Here is a 21139-nt window from a genome sequence, read left to right on the forward strand (position 1 = left end):
AAACCTAAAGGCCGTCTGAAAAGTTTCAGACGGCCTCTATCCTATTATTTCATCAATGGAAGCATTATGAACACGCACATTTGGCAGGCAGGCCGATTTGAAATCGCCTTAGACAAACCCAAAATCATGGGCATCGTTAATCTGACCCCTGATTCATTTTCCGATGGCGGCACCTATTCGCAAAATGTCTCAATAGCATTGGCACATGCCGAGCAGCTGCTGAAAGACGGTGCGGATATTCTCGATATCGGCGGCGAATCTACCCGCCCGGGTTCGGATGATGTTTCTCTTGAAGAAGAATGGGCAAGGGTGCAGCCGGTTTTGGCGGAAGTGGCCAAGTGGAATGTTCCCGTCAGCTTGGACACGCGCCGCACTGCGATTATGGAAAAAGCCTTGGCGCAAGGCGGCATCGATATTATCAACGATGTTGCCGCATTGAGTGATGAAGGCGCAGTCGCCTTGTTGGCGCAACAGCCGAATACAGGCGTGTGTCTCATGCACATGCAGGGTTTGCCCAAAACCATGCAGCTTAATCCGCAATATCAAGATGTCGTCGAAGAAGTCGCGCGTTATTTAAAAGCACGCGCGGCAGAATGCGTTCAAGCAGGCATTGCCCCTGAACGCATCACGCTAGACCCCGGCTTCGGTTTCGGCAAAAACCTGCAACACAACATTACCCTGATAAAACATTTGCCTGAGTTGATGGACGCAACCAGATTCCCCCTTCTGATCGGCGTATCGCGCAAACGTATGATTGGCGAACTGACAGGCGAACAAGATGCCGCCAAACGCGTACACGGCAGCGTTGCAGCCGCTTTGGCCACAGTGGCTAGAGGCGCGCAAATCATCCGTGTTCACGATGTCAAAGCAACATCGGACGCTTTGAAAGTTTGGGAAGCATTGGGCGTATCGGCATAATGTCCGAATAGAAAATCAACAGGCCGTCTGAAACATTTTCCCGGCATCTTGAACAAGCAACAAGTTATGCTATAATCCGCATCTACTCTTGACGGGTCTGTAGCTCAGGGGTTAGAGCAGGGGACTCATAATCCCTTGGTCGTGGGTTCGAAACCCACCGGACCCACCAAATATTAAAAATGCCCGAGGCTTTTGGCTTCGGGCATTTTTGTATTTATTGGTTTGTGAAGGGTTGGAATATAATGTCGAGTATAGCAATTCGGTTATGTCGTCCAATATATTTTTTAGGGAAAATTCTTTTTAAAAAAGAAGGAGTAGTTTGGTGGAGTTATTGCCTTATTTTCTGTTTTGTTTAGTATTTTTGTATTTTATTGCAATTATCATTAATCTAGTAATGCTATATAAAATATTAAAATCAGAAGGGATGGATATAGGTTTTTTTGAATATCTATTTACTCATAGAAGTATGGAATTAAAATTTTACAAGATACTGTTTGGAATACAAAAAATATCTAATAAATTTTATTTGAAAATATTAAGAATAAATTTTACGGTTGCGATGATTATTCTTATTTTATGTTTTTCTATTGTCTTATATTCGACATATTTAGCATAAAAATTAACCTATCGAATGAAAGTCAGCTATTTAAGCTGTAGAGTGTTTTATAAAAAAATGCCGTCTGCAAATCTTTATTTCAGACGGCATTTTTTATTTTTTAAGTAATACTATTTCAGTATGGCTGGATTGTTTTCAGACGGCCTGAAGATTTAGTCGGCCGTTCCGCGTATTTCGTTGATTGGGATGCGCGGTGTATAAAGTATGTCGTAAGTCGGCTTGTCCAGCAGATCTTGCAGTGAGTATTGATCTAAATGATTGAAGAAGGCTTTGATGGCGCCGGTAATGATACCGGTTAGTCGGCAGGATGGGGTGATGAGGCATTCGTTGTTATCGCCCATGCATTCGACAACCTGCATTGGCTCAAGATGGCGCACGACTGCGCCGATATTGATGTTTTCAGGATTGTCTGCCAAGCGCAAACCGCCGCCTTTGCCGCGCACGCTGACCAGAAAACCGCCTTTGACTAATGAGGTAACCACTTTCATCAAATGGCTTTTGGAAATATTGTAAGTCTCGGCAATGGTGCCGATATTGACGAGGGTGTCGTCGTTGATGGCGGTATAAACCAATACGCGCAATCCGTAATCGGTATGTTGGGTCAGATACATGGCTGGCTCTTTAGATATTTTTATTATATGTCAAAAGCGTAGTGCTTGGAGAGGGGCTGTTTGACTTTATGTGGGATTGGGTTTCATAATATCCGAAACATTTGAATTAATCCAGTTTGACAAACTGTTACTATTATAACGAACTTATGAAGCCCTTGAAACGCCATCCTGCCTTAATAGAACTTTCCCGCGAACATCATGGCTCGCTGTCGTTGTGCGTCCGTCTCCTGCGTACGCCGGAGCAAAGCCATCAAGCGGAGCTGGATCCTCATTTTGTGGAGCTTGAGCCACATTTTTTGGAGGAGGAAACCATGTTTGCGCCGTATTGGGATAAAATTGAGCCTGCGTTGCGTCAGCGTTTTGAAGGCGATCATGCCAAATTGCGCGCGATGATGGCGCATCCTGAATATATGAATGAATCATGGAATAAGGAGTTTGCTGTCACTTTGCGCGATCATGCGCGCTTTGAGGAGCGCGAGCTTTTCCCTGCGATTGAACCTTTTTTGCCTTTGCCTGAAAATGTGTAACAGGGAAAGGAGTCGATGGCCGTCTGAAAAGTTTCAGTCGGCCTCTGTTGCTGTTTTATGATGATATAAAAATTTAAGGAACCACCATGACCGATTTGTTCAAACACCCGGTTTGGGCAATGGCCTTCCGCCCGTTTTATTCGTTGGCGGCTTTGTATGGCGCATTGTCTATACTGCTTTGGGGCTTCGGCTTTCAGGGTACGCCTGAGTTGCCGGGTTTTTATTGGCATGCCCATGAAATGATTTGGGGTTATGCCGGATTGGTTGTCATTGCATTTTTATTGACGGCCGTGGCGACTTGGACAGGCCAGCCGCCGACACGCGGTAAGGCGTTGGCCGGTTTGACCGCATTTTGGCTGTTGGCCCGCATTTGTATGTTTATCCCCGGTTGGGGGGTAACGGCAAGTGGCATATTCGGTACGATCTTTTTCTGGTATGGCGCGGTATGCATGGCTTTGCCGGTAATCCGTTCTCAAAACAAGCGCAACTATGTTGCTGTGTTCGCTATTTTTGTTTTGGGCGGCACCCATTTCGCCTTCCATCTGAAAGTACAGCCATTTGATGCCATCGCGCTGATGACCGGTTTGCAATCCGGTTTGATTATGGTGGCCGGATTTATCGGTTTGATCGGTATGCGGATTATCTCGTTCTTTACGTCCAAACGTCTGAATGTGCCGCAAATCCCCAGTCCTCAATGGGTGGCGCACGCTTCACTTTGGCTGCCTATGCTGACCGCCATGCTGATGGCGCATAACATTTTACCGGGACTGGCCGCGTTGTTTGCTCTGGCTGCTGGTGTGATTTTTACCGTGCAGGTGTACCGCTGGTGGTATAAAGCCGTGCTGAAAGAGCCTATGCTTTGGATTTTGTTTGCCGGCTATCTGTTTACCGGCTTGGGCTTGATTGCGGTCGGTCTTTCCTATTGGATTTCAAGTTTCCTGAATTTGGGTGTGCACCTTATCGGCGTTGGCGGTATCGGCGTGCTGACTTTGGGCATGATGGCACGAACCGCGCTTGGCCATACCGGCAACTCTATTTATCCGCCGCCTAAAGTGGTTCCTGTTGCCTTTTGGTTGATGATAGCCGCAACGGTTGTCCGTGTTTTGGCTACCTTTGTGAGCGGTACGGCATACACGCACAGTATTCGTTGCTCCGCCGCTTTGTTTGCCGCCTCTTTGCTGTTGTACGCATGGAAATATATTCCTTGGCTGATCCGTCCGCGTTCGGATGGTCGTCCGGGTTAACGGTTTGGCGAAATGAGAAGGCCGTCTGAAAAGTTTCAGACGGCCTTTATTGTTGATAATAAAAAAGCCTTTCAAAGTATGAAGGCTTTTCTTGAAACTGTGGCCTCGCCAACAGGAATCGAACCTGTATTTTACGCTTAGGAGGCATACGTTCTATCCGTTGAACTATGGCGAGGCGGTAAAGGAGGGGATTTTAAACCTTTCCGGCAAAAAAAGACAATAAGCCGGCGGCAATCAAAGGGCCGACCGGAATGCCGCCGACAAAGGCAACGCCGATAACCGTGCCGATTAATAATCCGGTTACCAAAACAGGCTGTTCGCTCATCAATGGAACGCCGCGTCCGGCAAGCCAGGCAACCAAAATGCCGATAAGGACGGCAGCAATCATTTTGAAATTGATAAACTCGGAAACCGGCGGAATCTGGATTTTACCGGAAACCAACGGACTCAATACGCCGATGGTCAGCAGGATGATGCCCAGATGCAAACCGTGTTTTTCCACCAAGGGAAGATATTGCGACAAGGCCGTCTGCTGCATGAGCAGCAATACCGCCGCCGAAATCGTAATCGAGTTGTTGTTGCTGACGACGCCCAAAAAAATCAGCGTAACCAGAAACAAAGGGACAAAGCTGAAATTCATCGGATTAAGATACTCGGGCCAAAGATTCTTTTGCCAGTTGGATCATGGCTTCTTTGACTTCGCTGTCAGGCAACACGTCCAATGAAGCGATGGCTTTGTCGACAGCTTTTTTCGCTTCGGAAATCGAATATGGCAAAGCGTCGGAATTAACGACATAGTCGTGGATTTTTTCAAAATAGCTGCGGTCAGCATTTTCCAAAGCATGGCGCACATCGTTTGCAGCCTGCTCGGAGCCGTTTCGCATCAGGTAAATCAATGGCAGGGTAGGTTTGCCTTCTGCTAAATCGTCACCGACGTTTTTGCCGATTTCTTCGGTTTCACCTGAATAGTCCAATACATCGTCAATGATTTGGAAAGCCGTACCGACGTACATGCCGTAGTCTTTTAAAGCTTGCTCGTGTTCGGGGGAAGCCTTGCCCAAAATTGCGCCGACTTGTGCGGCCGCTTCAAACAGTTTTGCTGTTTTGTATTGGATAACTTGGACGTATTGCTCTTCGGTAATATCCGTATTGCCGATGTTCATCAGCTGCATGACTTCGCCTTCAGCGATGATGTTGGTCGCATCTGCCATCACTTCCAAGATACGCATGCTGCCCGAACCAACCATCAGTTGGAAGGCGCGTGTATAGAGGAAGTCGCCGACCAAAACAGCCGCCGCGTTGCCGAAGAGGTTGTTTGCCGTTTTACGGCCGCGGCGCAAATCGCTTTCATCGACGACATCGTCGTGCAGGAGGGTGGAGGTGTGGATGAATTCCACCATCGCTGCCAGCGAGTACAATTTTTCATCGTCATGCCCGACTGCTTTGCCTGCCAAAATGGTAATAATCGGACGCAGGCGCTTACCACCCGCGCTGATGATGTATGTGCCGATTTGCGAAATCAGCGCAACATCGGATTGAACAGCTTGGTTGATGACCGCATTAACTTTGGCAAGGTCATCGGGCAGGTGGCGTTGGAAGTAAGGCAGGTTTTCGAGCATAAAACATTCTCTGTTGATAAAACGGAGCGGTGGCTCCAATGAATCTGTTTAAACCCGTACATTCGGTCGGGGTAATAATGTTGCATAAAGATATCAGCAATCCAGCGCGTGATTATATCAGTTAAAAAGCATGCAACATATCTTTCAGACGGCCTTTTCAGTTGTAAATAAAATAAATTTTGACAAAACAGGCAAATAGAAATAGAATAGCTCGTTTCGCACATGGTGTGCGGAATGTTAACCTAATTCTCATGGAGTTGAGTATGTACGCGGTCGTAAAAACCGGCGGTAAACAATACAAAGTTTCCGTTGGCGAAAAATTGAAAGTAGAACAGATACCAGCCGAACTCGACAGCCAAATCGAACTGACTGAAGTTTTGATGATTGCTGACGGCGAATCTGTAAAAGTAGGCGCACCTTTTATCGAAGGTGCAAAAGTAACAGCTAAAGTCGTTGCTCATGGTCGTGGTGAGAAAGTACGCATTTTCAAAATGCGTCGTCGCAAACACTACCAAAAACGCCAAGGCCATCGCCAAAATTTCACCCAAATCGAAATCGTGGCAATCGCCTAATTTCAAGTAAGTTCAGGAGTATTACAAATGGCAAGTAAAAAAGCAGGCGGTAGCACCCGCAACGGTCGCGATTCAGAAGCCAAACGCTTGGGCGTTAAAGCCTACGGCAACGAGCTGATTCCGGCAGGCTCTATCATCGTTCGTCAACGTGGTACTAAATTCCACGCAGGTGACAACGTAGGCATGGGCAAAGACCACACTTTGTTTGCTAAAGTCGACGGTTACGTTGAATTCAAAACCAAAGGCGCGCTGAACCGTAAAACCGTCAGCATCCGTCCTTACACCGGTTCTGAAGAATAATCGTTTTACGATTGAAAGCCGCATTCCTTTTCGGAATGCGGTTTTTGTTTGTCAGACTGTTTTGTCTGTTTGATAAAATCCGTATGTCGTGAAGCTTGATTTATATTAAGGCTAAAGTAAAAACGTGCTTACAATCGATGGCCTTTGTTTTATTCTATCGACTCTTTCTATATAATCTATCAAATGCCTTTGATTTACCCTCATGTAGCTAAACACAGTAAACTTAAGGCCGTCTGAAAAAATCCGTATCAGTTGAATACAAGGAATTCCTCCCATGAGCTTACACAGTGATATTCTCGTTGTCGGCGCAGGCCCTGCCGGATTAAGTTTTGCCGCAGAGTTGGCCGGAAGCGGTTTGAACATAACCCTGATTGAAAGAAGTCCTTTAGAAGTGTTGCAAAATCCGCCGTATGACGGCCGTGAAATCGCATTGACGCACTTGTCGCGTGAAATCATGCAGCGATTGGGTATGTGGGATTTGATTCCAAAAGACGAAATTTATCCTTTGCGCGATGCCAAAGTGTTGAACGGCCATTCCGATTACCAGCTCCACTTCCCGCAACCGACTCAGGCGCGCGGTGAGCCAGCGGACTGCTTGGGCTATTTGATCTCCAATCACAACATCCGCAAAGCCGCTTATGAAGTCGTGTCCAAATTGGACAACGTGAAAATTCTGACCGGCACCAATGTTAAAGAAGTCAAAACTTTTGACGATGAGGCGCAAGTTATTTTGGAAAGCGGCGAAGTATTGACCGGTCGTCTGTTGTTGGCCGCCGATAGCCGCTTCTCGCAAACGCGCCGTCAATTGGGCATTTCTTCAGATATGCACGATTACAGCCGCACCATGTTTGTGTGCCGCATGAAGCATACTCTGTCCAACCTGCATACCGCATATGAATGCTTCCACTACGGCCGCACCATTGCGTTGCTGCCTTTGGAAGAGCATTTGACCAATACGGTGATTACGGTGGACAGCGATAAAGCCGAAACGATTAAAAACATGTCGCCGGAAGAATTGGCAGCCAGCGTGAAAGAGCAACTCAAAGGCCGTTTGGGTGATATGGAATTGGTCAGCACCATTCACAATTATCCTTTGGTCGGTATGATTGCCCAACGTTTCTACGGCAAACGCAGCGCGTTGATCGGCGATGCCGCGGTCGGTATGCATCCGGTTACTGCGCACGGTTTCAACTTGGGTCTGGCAAGTGCCGATCTTTTGGCCAAATTGGTTCTCGAAGCCGAGCAACGCGGTCAGGATATTGGTGCGAAGAGCCTGCTGGAAAAATACAGTACCAAGCATATGCTTCACGCCCATCCGATTTACCACGGCACCAATATGCTGCTGAAACTCTTTACCAATGAAACTGCTCCGGCGAAACTGCTGCGCGGTTTGGTATTGCGTGCAAGCAATAACTTCCCGCCGCTGAAAAAACTGATTACCAAGCAATTGACCGGTTAATCATTTGAAAACATAAAAGGCCGTCTGAACGATTACAGTTTCAGACGGCCTTGTTTTTTATCTATTGCTTATTCGGCTAAAACCGATTCGGGCATTTCTTGACGGACGTTTAACGAAGTCAGTTTTTTGGTCAAAATGCTCAATACGATGCCGTAGGCAGGCAGGAAGAAGAGGGTGCAGATGGCGAGTTTGAACAGATAATCGACAAATGCGATGCCCTGCCAATTTGCCGCCATAAATTCATCGTTGCTCGCGTAAAAGGCAACGGCAAAAAACACCAGCGTGTCCAAAGCGTTGCCGACAACGGTGGAAGCAGTAGGGGCAGCCCACCATGATTTCAGACGGCGTAATCTGTTGAACACGAAAATATCGAGGATTTGCCCAAGCGCATAGGCGGAAAAGCTGGCCAATGCGATGCGGCCGACGAAGATGTTAAAGTCGGCTAAAGATGCCCAGCCTGTCCAGTTGCCGTCATGAAAGAGGACGGAGAAGACGTAAGAGAGCAGCAGGGCGGGGAACATCACCCAAAAAATAATCCGTCTCGCCAACGGAGCGCCGAAAATGCGCACGGTCAGGTCGGTAGCGAGGAAGATAAAGGGGAAGGAAAATGCGCCCCAAGTGGTAAAGATACCGAAAATTTGAAAGGGGAACTGCACCAGATAGTTGCTGGCGGCAATAATAAAAATATGGAAAAGCACCAGCCAGAAGAGCGCTTTCTTCTGCTGTGCGGCAGTAAATTCGTACATGGGAATCTTTCGGAAGTTTTTCAGACGGCATGAAGCCTTACGAGACTGTGCAATAAATAAAGTCTCGCAATAAAAAGGGCGGTTAGGCCGTCTGAACGGGATTATTGTGCGTCGTGTTCAAACAGGCGTTTGCGTGCCAAAGTTTCAAACTCTGTGCCTGCTTTGCCGTAGTTGGCAAACGGATGAATGGCGATGCCGCCGCGCGGTGTGAATTCGCCGAATACTTCGATGTATTTCGGATCCATCAGGGCGATGAGGTCTTTCATGATGATGTTGACGCAGTCTTCATGGAAGTCGCCGTGGTTGCGGAAGCTGAAGAGATAGAGTTTCAGGGATTTGCTTTCCACCATTTTGATATGGGGGATGTAGCGGATGTAGATGGTGGCAAAGTCGGGCTGGCCGGTCATCGGGCAGAGGCTGGTGAACTCGGGGCAGACGAATTTGACGAAATAGTCGTTGTCGGGGTGTTTGTTGTCGAACGCTTCCAAAATTTCAGGCGCGTATTCGCTCGGGTATTGGGTTTTCTGGTTGCCCAAAAGGGAGATGCCTTGCAGCTCTTCGTTGTTGCGGGACATGAGGTTTCCTTAGTTTTTTAATGTGGGAGGTTTTCGAACCACGGGGTGCGGATTGTAATATAAATTGCATGGCTTGTGCGGATTTTATAGCGATGAATCAGCAGGATAGCTTTCAGACGGCCTGTTTTGTATTTTATGAAACCTGTTTTCCGCTTTACAATAGCAGCCAATCAACAGGCCGTCTGAAAGTTTCGTATGTCTTTATCCCAACCCAAACGCATCCTGATCATCAAATTGCGCCATCATGGCGATGTGCTTTTGAGCACGCCGGTGGTCGATGCGCTGAAAACCCGTTTCCCCGATTGCGAAATCGATATGCTGGTGTATGCCGGTACGGGGCAGCTGATTGCCGATAATCCGCAGATTGCGCAGATTTTTACCATTGATCGAAATTGGAAGAAACTGGGTATATTCAAGCAGTTGGCGTGTGAAAAAAACCTTTTTTCAAAGCTGAAGGCACGCGATTACGACTGGGCTTTCAATCTGTCCGACCAATGGTGCGCGGCAATAATCGCCAAACTGTGCGCCCGTTGCAGCGTGGGTTTGGACTGCATCAAGCGTGATGGTTTCTGGTGGCGTTTCTGTCATGATTTTATCAACCATGAGCTGGATCCCAGCCATCATATCGTTGAAAACCAGTTGAATATCCTCGCGCCGCTTATCCAGCCGGAAGACGTGGCCGATGCGAAGGTACGCCTTTGGGTGGCGCAAGATGCAAGGGAAAGCATGCGGCAGAAATTGCGTGAGCAGGGTTGGAGCGGCGAAGATTATGTGTTGATGCACCCGGGTGCGCGTTGGCATTTCAAATGTTGGGAAGACGGCAAAAACGCCGCTATCGTACAGCTTCTGCTCAACAGCGGGCAGAATGTCGTATTGACCGCTTCCCCCGACAATGTCGAGCAATACATGCTTCAGGAAATTATAGGCCGTCTGAATATTCCGGAAGGCGGAAAAGTTTGGGTGTTGTCCGGATGCTTGAGCATGCGTGAATTGGCGGCGGCCATTGAGGGCGCCAAACTGTTTATCGGTGTCGATTCCACACCGATGCACATCGCCGCTGCTTTGGATAAACCGCAAATCGCTTTGTTTGGCGCGTCATGGGTGGACAAATGGCGTCCGTATTCCGAGCAGGCCGAAGTTATTTATGCCGGCGATTATGCAGAACTGCCTAACCCCGACAGCATCGATACCAACGATCCGACCCGTCTGTTGAAAGCGATTCCGTTGCAGGATGTGTGGGATAAAATTTCGGCCAAATTGGAGGCGTTGGAGGCTTAAAACCGCTTACCACGATCCGTTAAACGTTTTGGCTTTGCGCCAAAATGCCCATTTGGAACGGCGGCCGATTTCCAGCGTGCCGCCGTTTTCGCCGTCTGTGGCAATGCACACTGCTTTCAGACGGCCTGAATCAAGAGCGTTCCATAAAGGCGCAAACCAACGGGTTTCCCAGCTTTCCAAAATATCTTTGTATGCCCAAACATCGCCTGTCTGTAAGGTGGAAACCAAGTCGTCCAAAAAGATAAGGCCGTCTGAAACCGTGTTGCCTGTTTCTTGAACCATCTCAAACCAAGCCTTCAAATCATACGGCGCATCGAGTTTGGGCGTATCCGAAAAACGCGCCCATGCGCTGTCTGAAGCGATGATATCCGCAGACTGTGTACCGTCCGCATCATTCCACAGCCACAAACCGTTGATTTCCGGCAATCCTTGTTGTTCACGCGCCTGATTAATCGGATGCGTGTGGAAAAACATTTGGATTTCCGTCTGCATGGCCAACCAAGACACCGCATCTTGGCCGTGTGCCTGACCGTCCATTTCCGGCTGCCCGCACACATCCAAAACACATTCCGCGCCCCAATCTTCAATCTTCGGCATACTGAGCAGCCACATGCTTTCGCAAAGCGGCTCGAATTGCCAATCTTTATCTTGATAAAACGCCGACAAATCCGCACATAACCGTTGAGCCTCCTCTTTTTGGATGCCGATAAACTCGCCGCTGATAATGTTGACATGATGCATGCCCATCTGTTGCCAAACCGGAGAGGCAAAAGCGGCTGTGCGTTTTTGGCTTGTGTGGCGTAAACGTTGCACTTGGGCAATGAGGCTGCCGTTCCACAAATGGCGGCCGTAAAATTCAGACGGCCTGAGTGTTTCTTTGCGTAATGTGCCGTAACGCAAAAGACGGTTAAAAGCAGGTAAGGCAAGCGCAGGGACGGATTCGTCGGCAAAGCGGTTGAGCGAGGGGAGGGCGAGGGTCAGCTTCATAAGCGCAAATAGATAGAAAAACCGTTATTTTACGCGACAAATGATGCGTTTCGGAACCTTGCCCTCACGTACTCAAAAAGGGCCGTTCAGACGGCCGGTTTGGAAAAAACGGGCTGTCATGCTAAAATGCGTGGCGTAAATTTCAGAAAAACAGGGTGTAAATCAACACAATAGCCCTGATAATAACGTCAATCTCAAACACGACCTCATTCATTCCGAATGAAAACCTGATTTTCAGATCGGAAAAAAGACTCAAAGTCCTTTATCCCCAAAACTGTTTAAACCAGCAGGCGGTCGCAGCAGGCCGGATGTGCCGGCATTCTGCAAACCTAAAAAACAGACCGCCCCATTAAGGATAACGCGTGATTAAAAACAAATATTCCACTCGATTCAAAGCAACCCTCTTAGCGTTTCTGCTGCCGGCTTCAGGCATCATGACCGCATACGCCATTACCGACCCTCAACCTGCACAAACCGATTTCAAAGTCGAGCGTATTTCCGAAGAGCTGCCTGCCGTTTATGTGGAAACCAATACCTATCAATCCAGCTATTGGGCGCAAGAAGCCGTCCAAGCCGGCGACTCTTTGGCAGACGTTTTGACGCGCATGGGTGTCAACCAAGAAGACATCAAGCAAATCATGGCGAAAAACAATGCCAACCTCGACATGAAAAACCTGCGGACCAACCAATCCGTCAACATCCGCATCGATTCTTCAGGCCAAGTGACCGACGTTCAATTCTTTACCGATGAAGAATTGGAACGCAACTTGGTGGCTTTGGAAAAAGTTAAGGGCAAATGGCGCATCTCCAATGCCGAAATCGACATGAAAACCATGCCGACCCTGCGCTCCGTGCAAATCCGCACTTCCGCCATCGGCGATATGCTCCGTGCCGAAATCCCTTCCGAAGTGTATATCCAGCTCAAAGAAATCTTTGCCGACTCGTTCAATATGAGTGATTTGAAAGAAGGCGATACCGTACGCCTTTTGTACAACAGCATGTATTTCCGCGGCCAACAAATGGCCGTCGGCGATATTTTGGCGGCTGAGGTGGTCAAAGACGGCAAAACCTACCAAGCCTATTATTACAGCCAAGGCAAAGGCGACGAAGAAAGCGGCAGCTACTACGATCAAAACGGTAAGTCGCTGCAACAAAAAGAAGGCTTTAATACCGAGCCTGTTGCATACACGCGCATTTCTTCCCCGTTCGGTTACCGTGTCCATCCGGTTTTGCATACCGTCCGTATGCACACCGGTATCGACTATGCCGCTCCGACCGGTACGCCGATTAAGGCCGCTGCCGACGGCGAAGTGATTTTCAAAGGTTGGAAAGGCGGTTACGGCAATACCGTGATGATTCGCCATGCCAACGGCGTGGAAACCCTGTACGGCCACATGAGCGCGTTCAGCCCTGCCGACGGCAGAGTCCGTGCCGGCGAAGTGATTGGTTTTGTGGGTACAACCGGCCGTTCTACCGGTCCGCACCTGCACTACGAAGCACGCGTCAACGGCCAGCCGGTCAACCCGACTACCGTCGCCCTGCCGACGCCGAAATTGACCCCGACCAATATGGCCGCGTTCCGCAAACAGCAAAAAGATGCCAGCACGATGTTGTCTACCATCCGCTCTTTGCCGGTTTCCGTAGCTCAGCTGGATTAATAAGATAAAGGCCGTCTGAATAAGGTTTCTTTCAGACGGCCTTTTCCATTAAAATCGATACCTCGACGCCCACGTTTACTCAGAGAAAGCTTATGTCTGCTCATCAGCCCATTATCCAATCCCTGCTTGATACCGACCTGTACAAATTCACCATGCTGCAAGTCGTGTTACACCAATTCCCGCAAACACACAGCCTTTACGAATTCCGCTGCCGCAACAAAGAGATGGTGTATCCGCTGGCCGATATTCAAGAAGACTTGGAACGCGAGCTCGACGCCCTGTGTCAGCTGCGCTTTACCCATGACGAACTCGACTATCTGCGCAGCCTGCGCTTTATCAAAAGCGACTTTGTCGATTATCTCGAACTTTTCCAACTCCAACGCCGCTTCGTCCAAGTCAGCCCTGACGATCAAGGCCGTCTGAACATCCGCATCGAAGGCCCGATGATACAGGCGATGTTCTTCGAGATTTTCATTCTTGCCATCGTCAACGAACTCTATTTCCGCCGCTTGGAAACGCCTGCCGTCATTGAAGAAGGCGAGCGCCGTTTGCAGGCCAAAGCGCAACAGCTGAAGGAAATTGCGGCTACACAAAATCCGAATGATCCGCCGTTCCTTATTTCCGATTTCGGTACGCGCCGCCGCTACACCCTTGCATGGCAGGAACACGTTATCCGTACCTTATTGGAAGCTGCTCCCGACATCGTGCGCGGTACCAGCAACGTTTATCTGGCCAAAAAACTCGGTATCACACCCATCGGCACCATGGCGCACGAGTTCCTCCAAGCCTTCCAGGCCTTGGACGTACGTTTGCGCAATTTCCAAAAAGCCGCGCTGGAAAGCTGGGTGCATGAATACCGCGGCGACCTCGGCATCGCTCTGACCGACGTGGTCGGCATGGATGCCTTCTTGCGTGATTTCGACCTGTACTTCGCCAAACTCTTCGACGGCCTGCGCCACGACAGCGGCGATCCTTATGTTTGGGGCGACAAAGCCTACGAGCATTACAAAAAACTCAAAATCGACAGTCGCACCAAAATGCTGACCTTTTCAGACGGCCTCGATATTGAGCGTTCATGGGCGTTGCACCAATACTTCAAAGACCGTTTCAAAACCAGTTTCGGTATCGGTACCAATCTGACCAACGACTTGGGACATACGCCTTTGAACATTGTTTTGAAACTCGTCGAGTGTAACGGACAATCCGTCGCCAAGCTCTCCGACTCTCCGGGCAAAACCATGACCACCAACAACACCTTCCTCGCTTACCTGCGCCAAGTGTTTGACGTACCGGAGCCGGAAGAGAAAGCCTAAAAACAAAGGCCGTCTGAAATGTTCAGACGGCCTTTTTAATTAATCCATATCGCTTTCGGGCAATTCTGCCGAACCCATGCGGCGCAGGATGATATTGGTTTTGTTGTGCATCCGTTTGCTCTTAGGATGGTCTGCGTAAAACAGCGGAGCCGGAACGCGCGCCGTGAGTTTGGCGGCTTGTTGGCGGGTGAGGGCAGAGGCAGGTTTCTTGTAGAAATACTGGGATGCCGCTTCCGCGCCGAATACGCCGTAGTGCCATTCGATTGAGTTTAGATACAGCTCAAAAATGCGGTCTTTGTCGGTAACGGCTTCCATCATCGCCGTAATCGCCGCTTCTTCGCCTTTGCGGATATAGCTGCGGCTTTCGTTGAGAAACAGGTTTTTCGCCAGTTGTTGGCTGATGGTCGAACCGCCGGCTTTGACTTCGCCGCTTTGCTTATTGCGTTTCATGGCGTATTTGATGCCGTTCCAGTCAAAGCCGCTGTGTTCGGCAAAGTTGGCGTCTTCGGACGCAATCAGGGCTTTTTTGAGGTTGACGGAGATTTGGTCGTAAGGCACCCAGCGGTAATCCAGCTCGACATCGCGGCCTTCTTTTGCAAACTGGCTCATGCGCATGGACATGAAGGCGGTTTTGCTGGGCGCGACGGCGCGGTAGGTAATGATGTTGCCGTACACATAAGCGTTGAAGAAAATGAAGATGCCGATGGGCAGGGCAATCAGCCATTTGATGATGCGGAACATGGTTACAAGGCTTTCATGTATTCGATAACGGGGCGGATATCGGGCGTAAATCCGCGCCAAATATGGTAAGAAGCGGCAGCCTGACCGACCAGCATGCCCAGGCCGTCTGAAACTTCGGCCGCACCGTTGTTTTGGGCAAAGTTCAAAAACGCCTGCGCCGCGTCGCCGTAAACCATATCGTAGGCAAGGCGGCAGTTGCGGAAAATTTCAGGGCTGACGGCAGGAAGCTGACCGCTCAAGCTGCCGGACGTGCCGTTGATGATGATATCAAAACCGCCGTTCAAATCCGCCATTGGGATGGCTTCAATGCCGAAAAGTTGCGCCAATTCCTCGGCTTTGGCATGAGTACGGTTGGTAATGACGATACGGGCAGGGCGGTGTTCTTTCAACACTGGAATCACGCCGCGTACCGCGCCGCCTGCGCCCAAAAGCAAAATGGTTTTGCCTTCGATGGCAATGTTTTTGACCTGTGTGATGTCGTTGGTCAAGCCGATACCGTCAGTGTTGTCGCCGCGTATTCTACCGTCTTCAAGCCACACCAGCGTATTGACCGCGCCGGCAGCCAAAGCGCGGTCGGAATGCTCGTCTGCCAGCGCAAAAGCTTCCTGCTTGAATGGGACGGTTACATTCGCACCTTGCCCACCCTCGGCGCGAAACGCCGCAACAGCCTCGGCAAAACCGCCGATTTCGGCACAAATGCGCCCATATTCGATGGCCGCGCCTTCCTGCAGCGCAAATTGCTGATGGATTTGCGGCGATTTACTGTGTGCAACGGGGTTGCCGAAAACGGCGTAACGCGGAGTGTTGTTCATAAAACGGGTCTGAGAAAACAAAAGAAAAGAGTGCTTATTATAGCGGTCTTTATGTTAAGAAAGCGTAATGTAAAATTGTTGACAATTAAACGGTCTGAAACTATATTTCATTGCGTAAAAACGGGTGCCCTGATGTATTTCAGACGGCCTTACCGTGGTAGAATAACAACTTAAACCCATTCCCTCAGGAGCTGAAGATGTCCATCAAAGACGCTGTAAAACTGATTGAAGAAAGCGAAGCCCGCTTCGTAGATTTGCGCTTTACCGATACCAAAGGCAAGCAGCACCACTTTACCGTACCTGCCCGCATCGTCCTCGACGATCCCGAAGAATGGTTCGAAAACGGTCAAGCGTTTGACGGTTCGTCCATTGGCGGTTGGAAAGGTATTCAGGCTTCAGATATGCAGTTGCGCCCCGATGCGTCTACGGCCTTCGTTGATCCTTTCTACGACGATACCACCGTTGTCTTTACCTGCGACGTTATCGATCCGGCCGACGGCCAAGGCTATGACCGCGACCCCCGCTCTATCGCACGCCGCGCCGAAGCCTATTTGAAATCTTCCGGTATCGGCGACACCGCCTATTTCGGTCCCGAGCCTGAATTCTTCGTTTTTGACGGCGTAGAATTTGAAACCGACATGCACAAAACCCGTTACGAAATCACTTCCGAAAGCGGCGCATGGTCAAGTGGCCTGCACATGGATGGTCAAAACACCGGCCACCGTCCTACCGTTAAAGGCGGTTACGCACCTGTTGCGCCGATTGATTGCGGTCAAGATCTGCGTTCCGCCATGGTCAATGTTTTGGAAGAACTCGGCATCGAAGTGGAAGTTCATCACGCCGAAGTCGGTACCGGCAGCCAAATGGAAATCGGTACCCGTTTCTCCACTTTGGTTAAACGTGCCGACCAAACCCAAGACATGAAATACGTGATTCAAAACGTTGCCCATAACTTCGGCAAAACCGCCACCTTCATGCCTAAACCCATCATGGGCGACAACGGCAGCGGTATGCACGTTCACCAATCCATTTGGAAAGACGGTCAAAACCTGTTCTCAGGCGACGGCTATGCCGGTTTGTCCGATACCGCCCTTTATTACATCGGCGGTATCATCAAACACGCCAAAGCCCTGAACGCGATTACCAATCCGTCCACCAATTCTTACAAACGCCTCGTGCCGCACTTTGAAGCGCCGACCAAATTGGCATACTCTGCCAAAAACCGTTCCGCTTCCATCCGTATTCCGTCTGTGAACAGCAGCAAAGCACGCCGCATCGAAGCGCGTTTCCCTGATCCGACCGCCAACCCATACTTGGCATTTGCCGCTTTGTTGATGGCCGGTTTGGACGGTATTCAAAACAAAATCCATCCGGGCGACCCTGCCGATAAAAACCTCTACGATCTGCCGCCGGAAGAAGATGCATTGGTGCCGACCGTTTGCGCTTCTTTGGAAGAAGCACTGGCCGCCCTCAAAGCCGACCACGAATTCCTCCTGCGCGGCGGCGTATTCAGCAAAGACTGGATCGACAGCTACATCGCCTTTAAAGAGGAAGATGTCCGCCGTATCCGCATGGCGCCACATCCGCTGGAATTTGAAATGTATTACAGCCTGTAAAACAGCTGAGGCATTTTAAATAGTAAATCAAAGGCCGTCTGAAACTGGATTTGAAGTTTCAGACGGCCTTTAGGCTTGAAATAGATAGGGTAATTGAATCAGGTATGATAGCGAGAAGCAATGAATCATACCGTTTGAAAACCTTTATGGAATCGGTACTGCGTGTTAAATTTCAGCATGACAGGCCTTTTATTAAAGATATTCGCCATTACTTTATAGTGAACCAGTCTTCAAATTTAATCCGCAAGGTAAAGGCATTACTTGGGAAGAGCGAAGAGCTGAAAGAGTCTTTCGATTCGGATAAGACAGAAGAAGATTAAAGCCTCGGGCCGTCTGAAAGGATATTTAAGGATATTTTTTGTTTTCAGACGGCATGTTTGATAAGGAAAACCATGTTTGCAAATTTTGATTTAGGCGTATTTCTGCTGGCAGTATTGCCCGTGTTGTTGGCCATTACCGTGCGCGAAGTGGCACGCGGTTATACGGCGCGGTATTGGGGCGACCATACCGGCGAGCAGCTTGGGCGTTTGACCCTCAATCCGCTGCCGCACATCGACCCTGTCGGTACGATTGTCGTGCCGTTGGTGTGTCTGATGATAGGCAGTTTTCTGTTTGGTTGGGCGCGTCCTATGCCCATCGATTCGCGTAATTTCCGTGATCCACGCCGCGCGTGGCGTTGGGTGTCGATTTCAGGCCCGATTGCCAATCTGATTTTGGCGTTCTTTTGGGGTTTTGTCGTCGTACTTGCTGCGTATGTACCTGAGTCTTATCAAGCACCCTTGGCGCAGATGGCCGGTTACGGCGTGATGGTGAACTCGATTTGGGTCGCATTCAGCCTGATTCCGATTTTGCCTTGGGACGGTGGTATTTTTATCGATACCTTTCTCAACGCCAAACAGTCCATGCAGTTCCGTAAAATCGAGCCATACGGCACATGGATTATCCTGATCCTGTTGTTTACCGGCCTGCTGGCCAAACTGATTTGGCCGATTATCGCCATGATTCAGGCCGCAGTGCAGATGGTTGTCATGCTGTTTATTTAAATGTTTTGGCTGAAAAGGCCGTCTGAAACTCAGGTTCAGACGGCCTTTTTCATTGTGCAACATGTAAATACGATTGGAAAAGTTGCTTAAAAATTGTACAATTTCAGCCCTTTCAATTTGGCGCACACATCATGCACATCGGCGGCTATTTCATTGACAACCCCATCGCACTTGCCCCCATGGCAGGCATTACGGACAAACCGTTCCGCCTGATTTGCCGCGAGTTTGGCGCAGGGTGGGTGGTATGCGAAATGCTGACCAGCGATCCGAGCTTGCGCCATACCAAAAAAACCTTGCGCCGCAGCGATTTTGAAGGCGAGGGCAGAGTGGTGGCCGTGCAGATTGCCGGCAGCGATCCGCAGCAGATGGCGGAAGCCGCGCGGTATAACGTCGGCTTGGGCGCTCAGGTGATTGATATAAACATGGGCTGTCCGGCCAAAAAAGTCTGTAATGTGCAGGCGGGCAGCGCATTGATGCAAAACGAGCCGTTGGTTGCCGAAATCTTGAAAGCCGTTGTAAATGCGGTGGACGTACCCGTTACCCTCAAAACCCGTTTGGGCTGGCACGATGAACATCAAAACTTGCCGACTATTGCCAAAATCGCCGAAGAATCAGGCATCGCTGCCCTTGCCATACACGGACGTACACGCACGCAGATGTACAAAGGCGAAGCGCGTTACGAACTGATTGCCGAAACTAAAGGCCGTCTGAACATCCCCGTTTGGGTCAACGGCGATATCACTTCGCCGCAAAAAGCAGCCGCCGTCCTCAAACAAACCGCTGCCGACGGCATCATGATAGGGCGCGGCGCACAAGGCAGACCGTGGCTTTTCCGTGATTTAAAACATTATGCCGAACACGGCGTTTTGCCGCCGGCCTTGAGCTTGGCAGAATGCAATACCACCATTTTGAACCACATCCGCGCCATGCATGAATTTTATGGCGAAGTCGCCGGCGTACGCATCGCCCGCAAACACATCGGCTGGTATATCGATGAAATGCCCGACGGCGAACAAACACGCCGGGAAATCAACCGCTTGGACAGTGCCTCAGCACAATACGATACCCTTGCCGCCTATCTTGAGACGCTTTCAGAGAAAACCGACCGCTGGGTATGCCACTATCGGGAAGGCTAAAGGGTTTCAGACGGCCTTTTTCTTTTTGGGAAGTAAATATGAAATTGACCTCACGGTTCAAACGCTTCGGCATAGCCGCACTGTTGCTGACAGGATTTGGTATTTATGTTTATGACTACAATCTGATAGCCTGTAAATTAATGGATCGCTATTGGAATGAAGACAAGGGCAGGTGCATGAATCCTGATTGTCGTCAACATGATGCTTGTATGCTGAGTGCAGGTAAGGATAAAGCAACATGCGAAACCATCCGTCCCGGTGATAGTTTGGATAAGGCTTGGTATGTTCTGGGCAAGCCTTGGTATGAGGAGAATGGGCGTTTCTTTTGGAGTAATAAAGATGGAACTCATGTAGCAGAAATCGAACCTGACGGAGAAAAGGTTGGCAAGATTACTTGCTTTGAGGAGTAGGTTGTGTGAGGAGATGGTTTCAGGAAACCCTATGTTTCAGTTGATTAAACGTTTATTTTCTACAAAGCATCAAGCTGATTCCATGTTTCCACGCAATCGTTTCGAACATGTGGATTGGGAACAGGAATTGGCCGATGCTGCTCGTCGTCTGGTCAATGATGATGGACATTATGACGAACAAGGCAATACGGTTGAGCTGGAGTTAAGTGAGAGTGCACATAATATCCTGCTGTATTTTGCTTCAGGAAATGAAGCTCAATACATGGAAATCCTGCAGAATTTGAACGCATGGGATAATCAGGTTCAAGCATCTTTGGAAAAAGAGGATCAATCGCCTATTCCTAGAGCTTATCAAGAAATAGGATATAACCGCCAATCTTGGAAAAAGGTGCGGCAATTTCATGTTTGGATAGTCAATTGTGAAGAAAAACCGTATTCCATCCATTACGTTGCCGATCATGTCAATAATGAATTTGTTATTTATCTGGCTCAAGAAAATGGCGTGTGGCAGGCGTTTTGGGACAGTAAATTACAGAAATCTATTTCAAAATAAGATATTGATAGCTAATCAAAAATAAATATAAATCGGATAGGGTAAATTCAATCAAATCAAATAAACGTCGTCTGAATGTTCAGACGGCCTCATCATTTAAAAACAAATCTAAAGAAAGACAATCACGATGAATCAAACGACGACTGACATTGCGCAATGTATTGAACAAAACTTACGACAATACTTCAAAGACTTGGATGGTACGGAACCTTGCGGCGTGTATGATATGGTATTACATCAAGTGGAAAAGCCAATGCTTGCCTGCGTGATGGAGCAATGCGGCGGCAACCAGTCTAAAGCGGCCGTTATTTTGGGTTTGAACCGCAATACCCTGCGTAAAAAATTACAACAGCACGGTATGCTGTAATACGGCAGGGCAATCCGTCCTGACGGTCGAAGGAGAAA

At 49.1% G+C, this 21139-nt stretch carries 24 protein-coding genes, 2 tRNA genes and 1 riboswitch; of the genes, 17 read left to right on the forward strand and 9 right to left on the reverse strand.

The window, feature by feature from the left end:
• The first annotated feature begins 66 nt into the window (after window positions 1–66).
• Together folP and ACTHR2_RS05020 are read left to right on the forward strand one after the other, a co-directional pair.
• Window positions 67–918 carry a dihydropteroate synthase gene (gene folP / locus ACTHR2_RS05015; protein WP_440375429.1) on the forward strand — a complete coding sequence of 284 codons (852 nt, stop codon included), beginning with the start codon at window positions 67–69 and terminating at the stop codon, window positions 916–918.
• A gap of 93 nt (window positions 919–1011) precedes the next feature.
• Window positions 1012–1087: transfer RNA gene (locus ACTHR2_RS05020), tRNA-Ile, on the forward strand.
• 599 nt (window positions 1088–1686) lie between these two features.
• On the opposite strand, the gene ACTHR2_RS05025 is transcribed toward ACTHR2_RS05020, so the two are convergent.
• Window positions 1687–2145: an RrF2 family transcriptional regulator gene (locus ACTHR2_RS05025; protein ID WP_004518811.1), complete on the reverse strand. Its 459-nt coding sequence runs from the start codon at window positions 2143–2145 to the stop codon at window positions 1687–1689.
• Between the two features lie 146 nt (window positions 2146–2291).
• Between ACTHR2_RS05025 and ACTHR2_RS05030 the strand changes: the two genes are divergently transcribed.
• Window positions 2292–2672 (forward strand): hemerythrin domain-containing protein, encoded by a 381-nt coding sequence (locus ACTHR2_RS05030; protein WP_263340565.1) that lies wholly within the window; start codon window positions 2292–2294, stop codon window positions 2670–2672.
• A gap of 86 nt (window positions 2673–2758) precedes the next feature.
• The gene (locus ACTHR2_RS05035) at window positions 2759–3916 is read left to right on the forward strand and encodes an NnrS family protein (RefSeq protein ID WP_114926066.1); all 1158 of its coding nucleotides are present in this window, start codon (window positions 2759–2761) and stop codon (window positions 3914–3916) included.
• Window positions 3917–4016: 100 nt separating this feature from the next.
• On the opposite strand, the gene ACTHR2_RS05040 is transcribed toward ACTHR2_RS05035, so the two are convergent.
• The 3 genes from ACTHR2_RS05040 to ispB all read right to left on the reverse strand — a co-directional run bounded on the left by ACTHR2_RS05040 (window position 4017) and on the right by ispB (window position 5535).
• Window positions 4017–4091, reverse strand: a tRNA-Arg gene (locus tag ACTHR2_RS05040).
• Between the two features lie 18 nt (window positions 4092–4109).
• Entirely contained in the window at window positions 4110–4556 is a 447-nt protein-coding gene (locus ACTHR2_RS05045; RefSeq protein ID WP_004518807.1) for a DUF441 domain-containing protein, read from the reverse strand.
• Window positions 4557–4560: 4 nt separating this feature from the next.
• Window positions 4561–5535 carry an octaprenyl diphosphate synthase gene (gene ispB / locus ACTHR2_RS05050; RefSeq protein WP_049321986.1) on the reverse strand — a complete coding sequence of 325 codons (975 nt, stop codon included), beginning with the start codon at window positions 5533–5535 and terminating at the stop codon, window positions 4561–4563.
• Window positions 5536–5798: 263 nt separating this feature from the next.
• Between ispB and rplU the strand changes: the two genes are divergently transcribed.
• The 3 genes from rplU to ubiM all read left to right on the forward strand — a co-directional run bounded on the left by rplU (window position 5799) and on the right by ubiM (window position 7866).
• Entirely contained in the window at window positions 5799–6107 is a 309-nt protein-coding gene (gene rplU / locus ACTHR2_RS05055; RefSeq protein WP_002216394.1) for a 50S ribosomal protein L21, read from the forward strand.
• Between the two features lie 27 nt (window positions 6108–6134).
• Window positions 6135–6407, forward strand: coding sequence for a 50S ribosomal protein L27 (rpmA, locus tag ACTHR2_RS05060; protein ID WP_002212328.1), 273 nt, complete (start codon window positions 6135–6137; stop codon window positions 6405–6407).
• 274 nt (window positions 6408–6681) lie between these two features.
• Complete coding sequence (gene ubiM / locus ACTHR2_RS05065; RefSeq protein ID WP_070765666.1) at window positions 6682–7866, forward strand: 5-demethoxyubiquinol-8 5-hydroxylase UbiM; 1185 nt, start codon at window positions 6682–6684, stop codon at window positions 7864–7866.
• A 68-nt stretch (window positions 7867–7934) separates the two neighbouring features.
• Here the strand turns inward: ubiM and ACTHR2_RS05070 are convergent, their stop codons facing one another.
• Complete coding sequence (locus ACTHR2_RS05070; protein WP_440375430.1) at window positions 7935–8612, reverse strand: 7-cyano-7-deazaguanine/7-aminomethyl-7-deazaguanine transporter; 678 nt, start codon at window positions 8610–8612, stop codon at window positions 7935–7937.
• Between the two features lie 101 nt (window positions 8613–8713).
• Complete coding sequence (gene queF, locus ACTHR2_RS05075; RefSeq protein WP_128581929.1) at window positions 8714–9187, reverse strand: preQ(1) synthase; 474 nt, start codon at window positions 9185–9187, stop codon at window positions 8714–8716.
• 3 nt (window positions 9188–9190) lie between these two features.
• Window positions 9191–9235: riboswitch (PreQ1 riboswitch) on the reverse strand.
• A 147-nt stretch (window positions 9236–9382) separates the two neighbouring features.
• Between queF and rfaQ the strand changes: the two genes are divergently transcribed.
• Complete coding sequence (rfaQ, locus tag ACTHR2_RS05080) at window positions 9383–10465, forward strand: putative lipopolysaccharide heptosyltransferase III (protein ID WP_440375431.1); 1083 nt, start codon at window positions 9383–9385, stop codon at window positions 10463–10465.
• 6 nt (window positions 10466–10471) lie between these two features.
• On the opposite strand, the gene ACTHR2_RS05085 is transcribed toward rfaQ, so the two are convergent.
• Entirely contained in the window at window positions 10472–11452 is a 981-nt protein-coding gene (locus ACTHR2_RS05085; protein ID WP_440375432.1) for a hypothetical protein, read from the reverse strand.
• 362 nt (window positions 11453–11814) lie between these two features.
• Here ACTHR2_RS05085 and ACTHR2_RS05090 point away from each other — a divergent pair, with 362 nt between their 5' ends.
• Window positions 11815–13110 (forward strand): M23 family metallopeptidase, encoded by a 1296-nt coding sequence (locus ACTHR2_RS05090; RefSeq protein WP_003748435.1) that lies wholly within the window; start codon window positions 11815–11817, stop codon window positions 13108–13110.
• Between the two features lie 92 nt (window positions 13111–13202).
• Complete coding sequence (pncB, locus tag ACTHR2_RS05095) at window positions 13203–14423, forward strand: nicotinate phosphoribosyltransferase (protein WP_070712162.1); 1221 nt, start codon at window positions 13203–13205, stop codon at window positions 14421–14423.
• A 39-nt stretch (window positions 14424–14462) separates the two neighbouring features.
• On the opposite strand, the gene mtgA is transcribed toward pncB, so the two are convergent.
• Together mtgA and aroE are read right to left on the reverse strand one after the other, a co-directional pair.
• Window positions 14463–15164 (reverse strand): monofunctional biosynthetic peptidoglycan transglycosylase, encoded by a 702-nt coding sequence (mtgA, locus tag ACTHR2_RS05100; protein ID WP_003684244.1) that lies wholly within the window; start codon window positions 15162–15164, stop codon window positions 14463–14465.
• A 2-nt stretch (window positions 15165–15166) separates the two neighbouring features.
• Complete coding sequence (aroE, locus tag ACTHR2_RS05105) at window positions 15167–15976, reverse strand: shikimate dehydrogenase (RefSeq protein WP_263340599.1); 810 nt, start codon at window positions 15974–15976, stop codon at window positions 15167–15169.
• Between the two features lie 197 nt (window positions 15977–16173).
• Here aroE and glnA point away from each other — a divergent pair, with 197 nt between their 5' ends.
• The 7 genes from glnA to ACTHR2_RS05140 all read left to right on the forward strand — a co-directional run bounded on the left by glnA (window position 16174) and on the right by ACTHR2_RS05140 (window position 21101).
• Entirely contained in the window at window positions 16174–17592 is a 1419-nt protein-coding gene (gene glnA / locus ACTHR2_RS05110) for a type I glutamate--ammonia ligase (RefSeq protein WP_263340602.1), read from the forward strand.
• A 146-nt stretch (window positions 17593–17738) separates the two neighbouring features.
• Complete coding sequence (locus ACTHR2_RS05115; protein ID WP_263340605.1) at window positions 17739–17912, forward strand: hypothetical protein; 174 nt, start codon at window positions 17739–17741, stop codon at window positions 17910–17912.
• 72 nt (window positions 17913–17984) lie between these two features.
• A complete protein-coding gene (locus ACTHR2_RS05120; protein WP_070608564.1) occupies window positions 17985–18635 on the forward strand; it encodes a site-2 protease family protein in 651 nt (216 codons plus the stop codon).
• A gap of 131 nt (window positions 18636–18766) precedes the next feature.
• The gene (dusB, locus tag ACTHR2_RS05125) at window positions 18767–19771 is read left to right on the forward strand and encodes a tRNA dihydrouridine synthase DusB (protein WP_263340611.1); all 1005 of its coding nucleotides are present in this window, start codon (window positions 18767–18769) and stop codon (window positions 19769–19771) included.
• Window positions 19772–19809: 38 nt separating this feature from the next.
• Complete coding sequence (locus tag ACTHR2_RS05130) at window positions 19810–20181, forward strand: toxin (RefSeq protein WP_263340614.1); 372 nt, start codon at window positions 19810–19812, stop codon at window positions 20179–20181.
• Window positions 20182–20212: 31 nt separating this feature from the next.
• Window positions 20213–20734 (forward strand): hypothetical protein, encoded by a 522-nt coding sequence (locus ACTHR2_RS05135; RefSeq protein ID WP_263340617.1) that lies wholly within the window; start codon window positions 20213–20215, stop codon window positions 20732–20734.
• 127 nt (window positions 20735–20861) lie between these two features.
• Window positions 20862–21101 (forward strand): Fis family transcriptional regulator, encoded by a 240-nt coding sequence (locus ACTHR2_RS05140; RefSeq protein WP_003684241.1) that lies wholly within the window; start codon window positions 20862–20864, stop codon window positions 21099–21101.
• Window positions 21102–21139: the final 38 nt, after the last annotated feature.

The organism is Neisseria sp. P0006.S004, from assembly GCF_051963015.1.
Classification (GTDB): Bacteria; Pseudomonadota; Gammaproteobacteria; order Burkholderiales; family Neisseriaceae; genus Neisseria.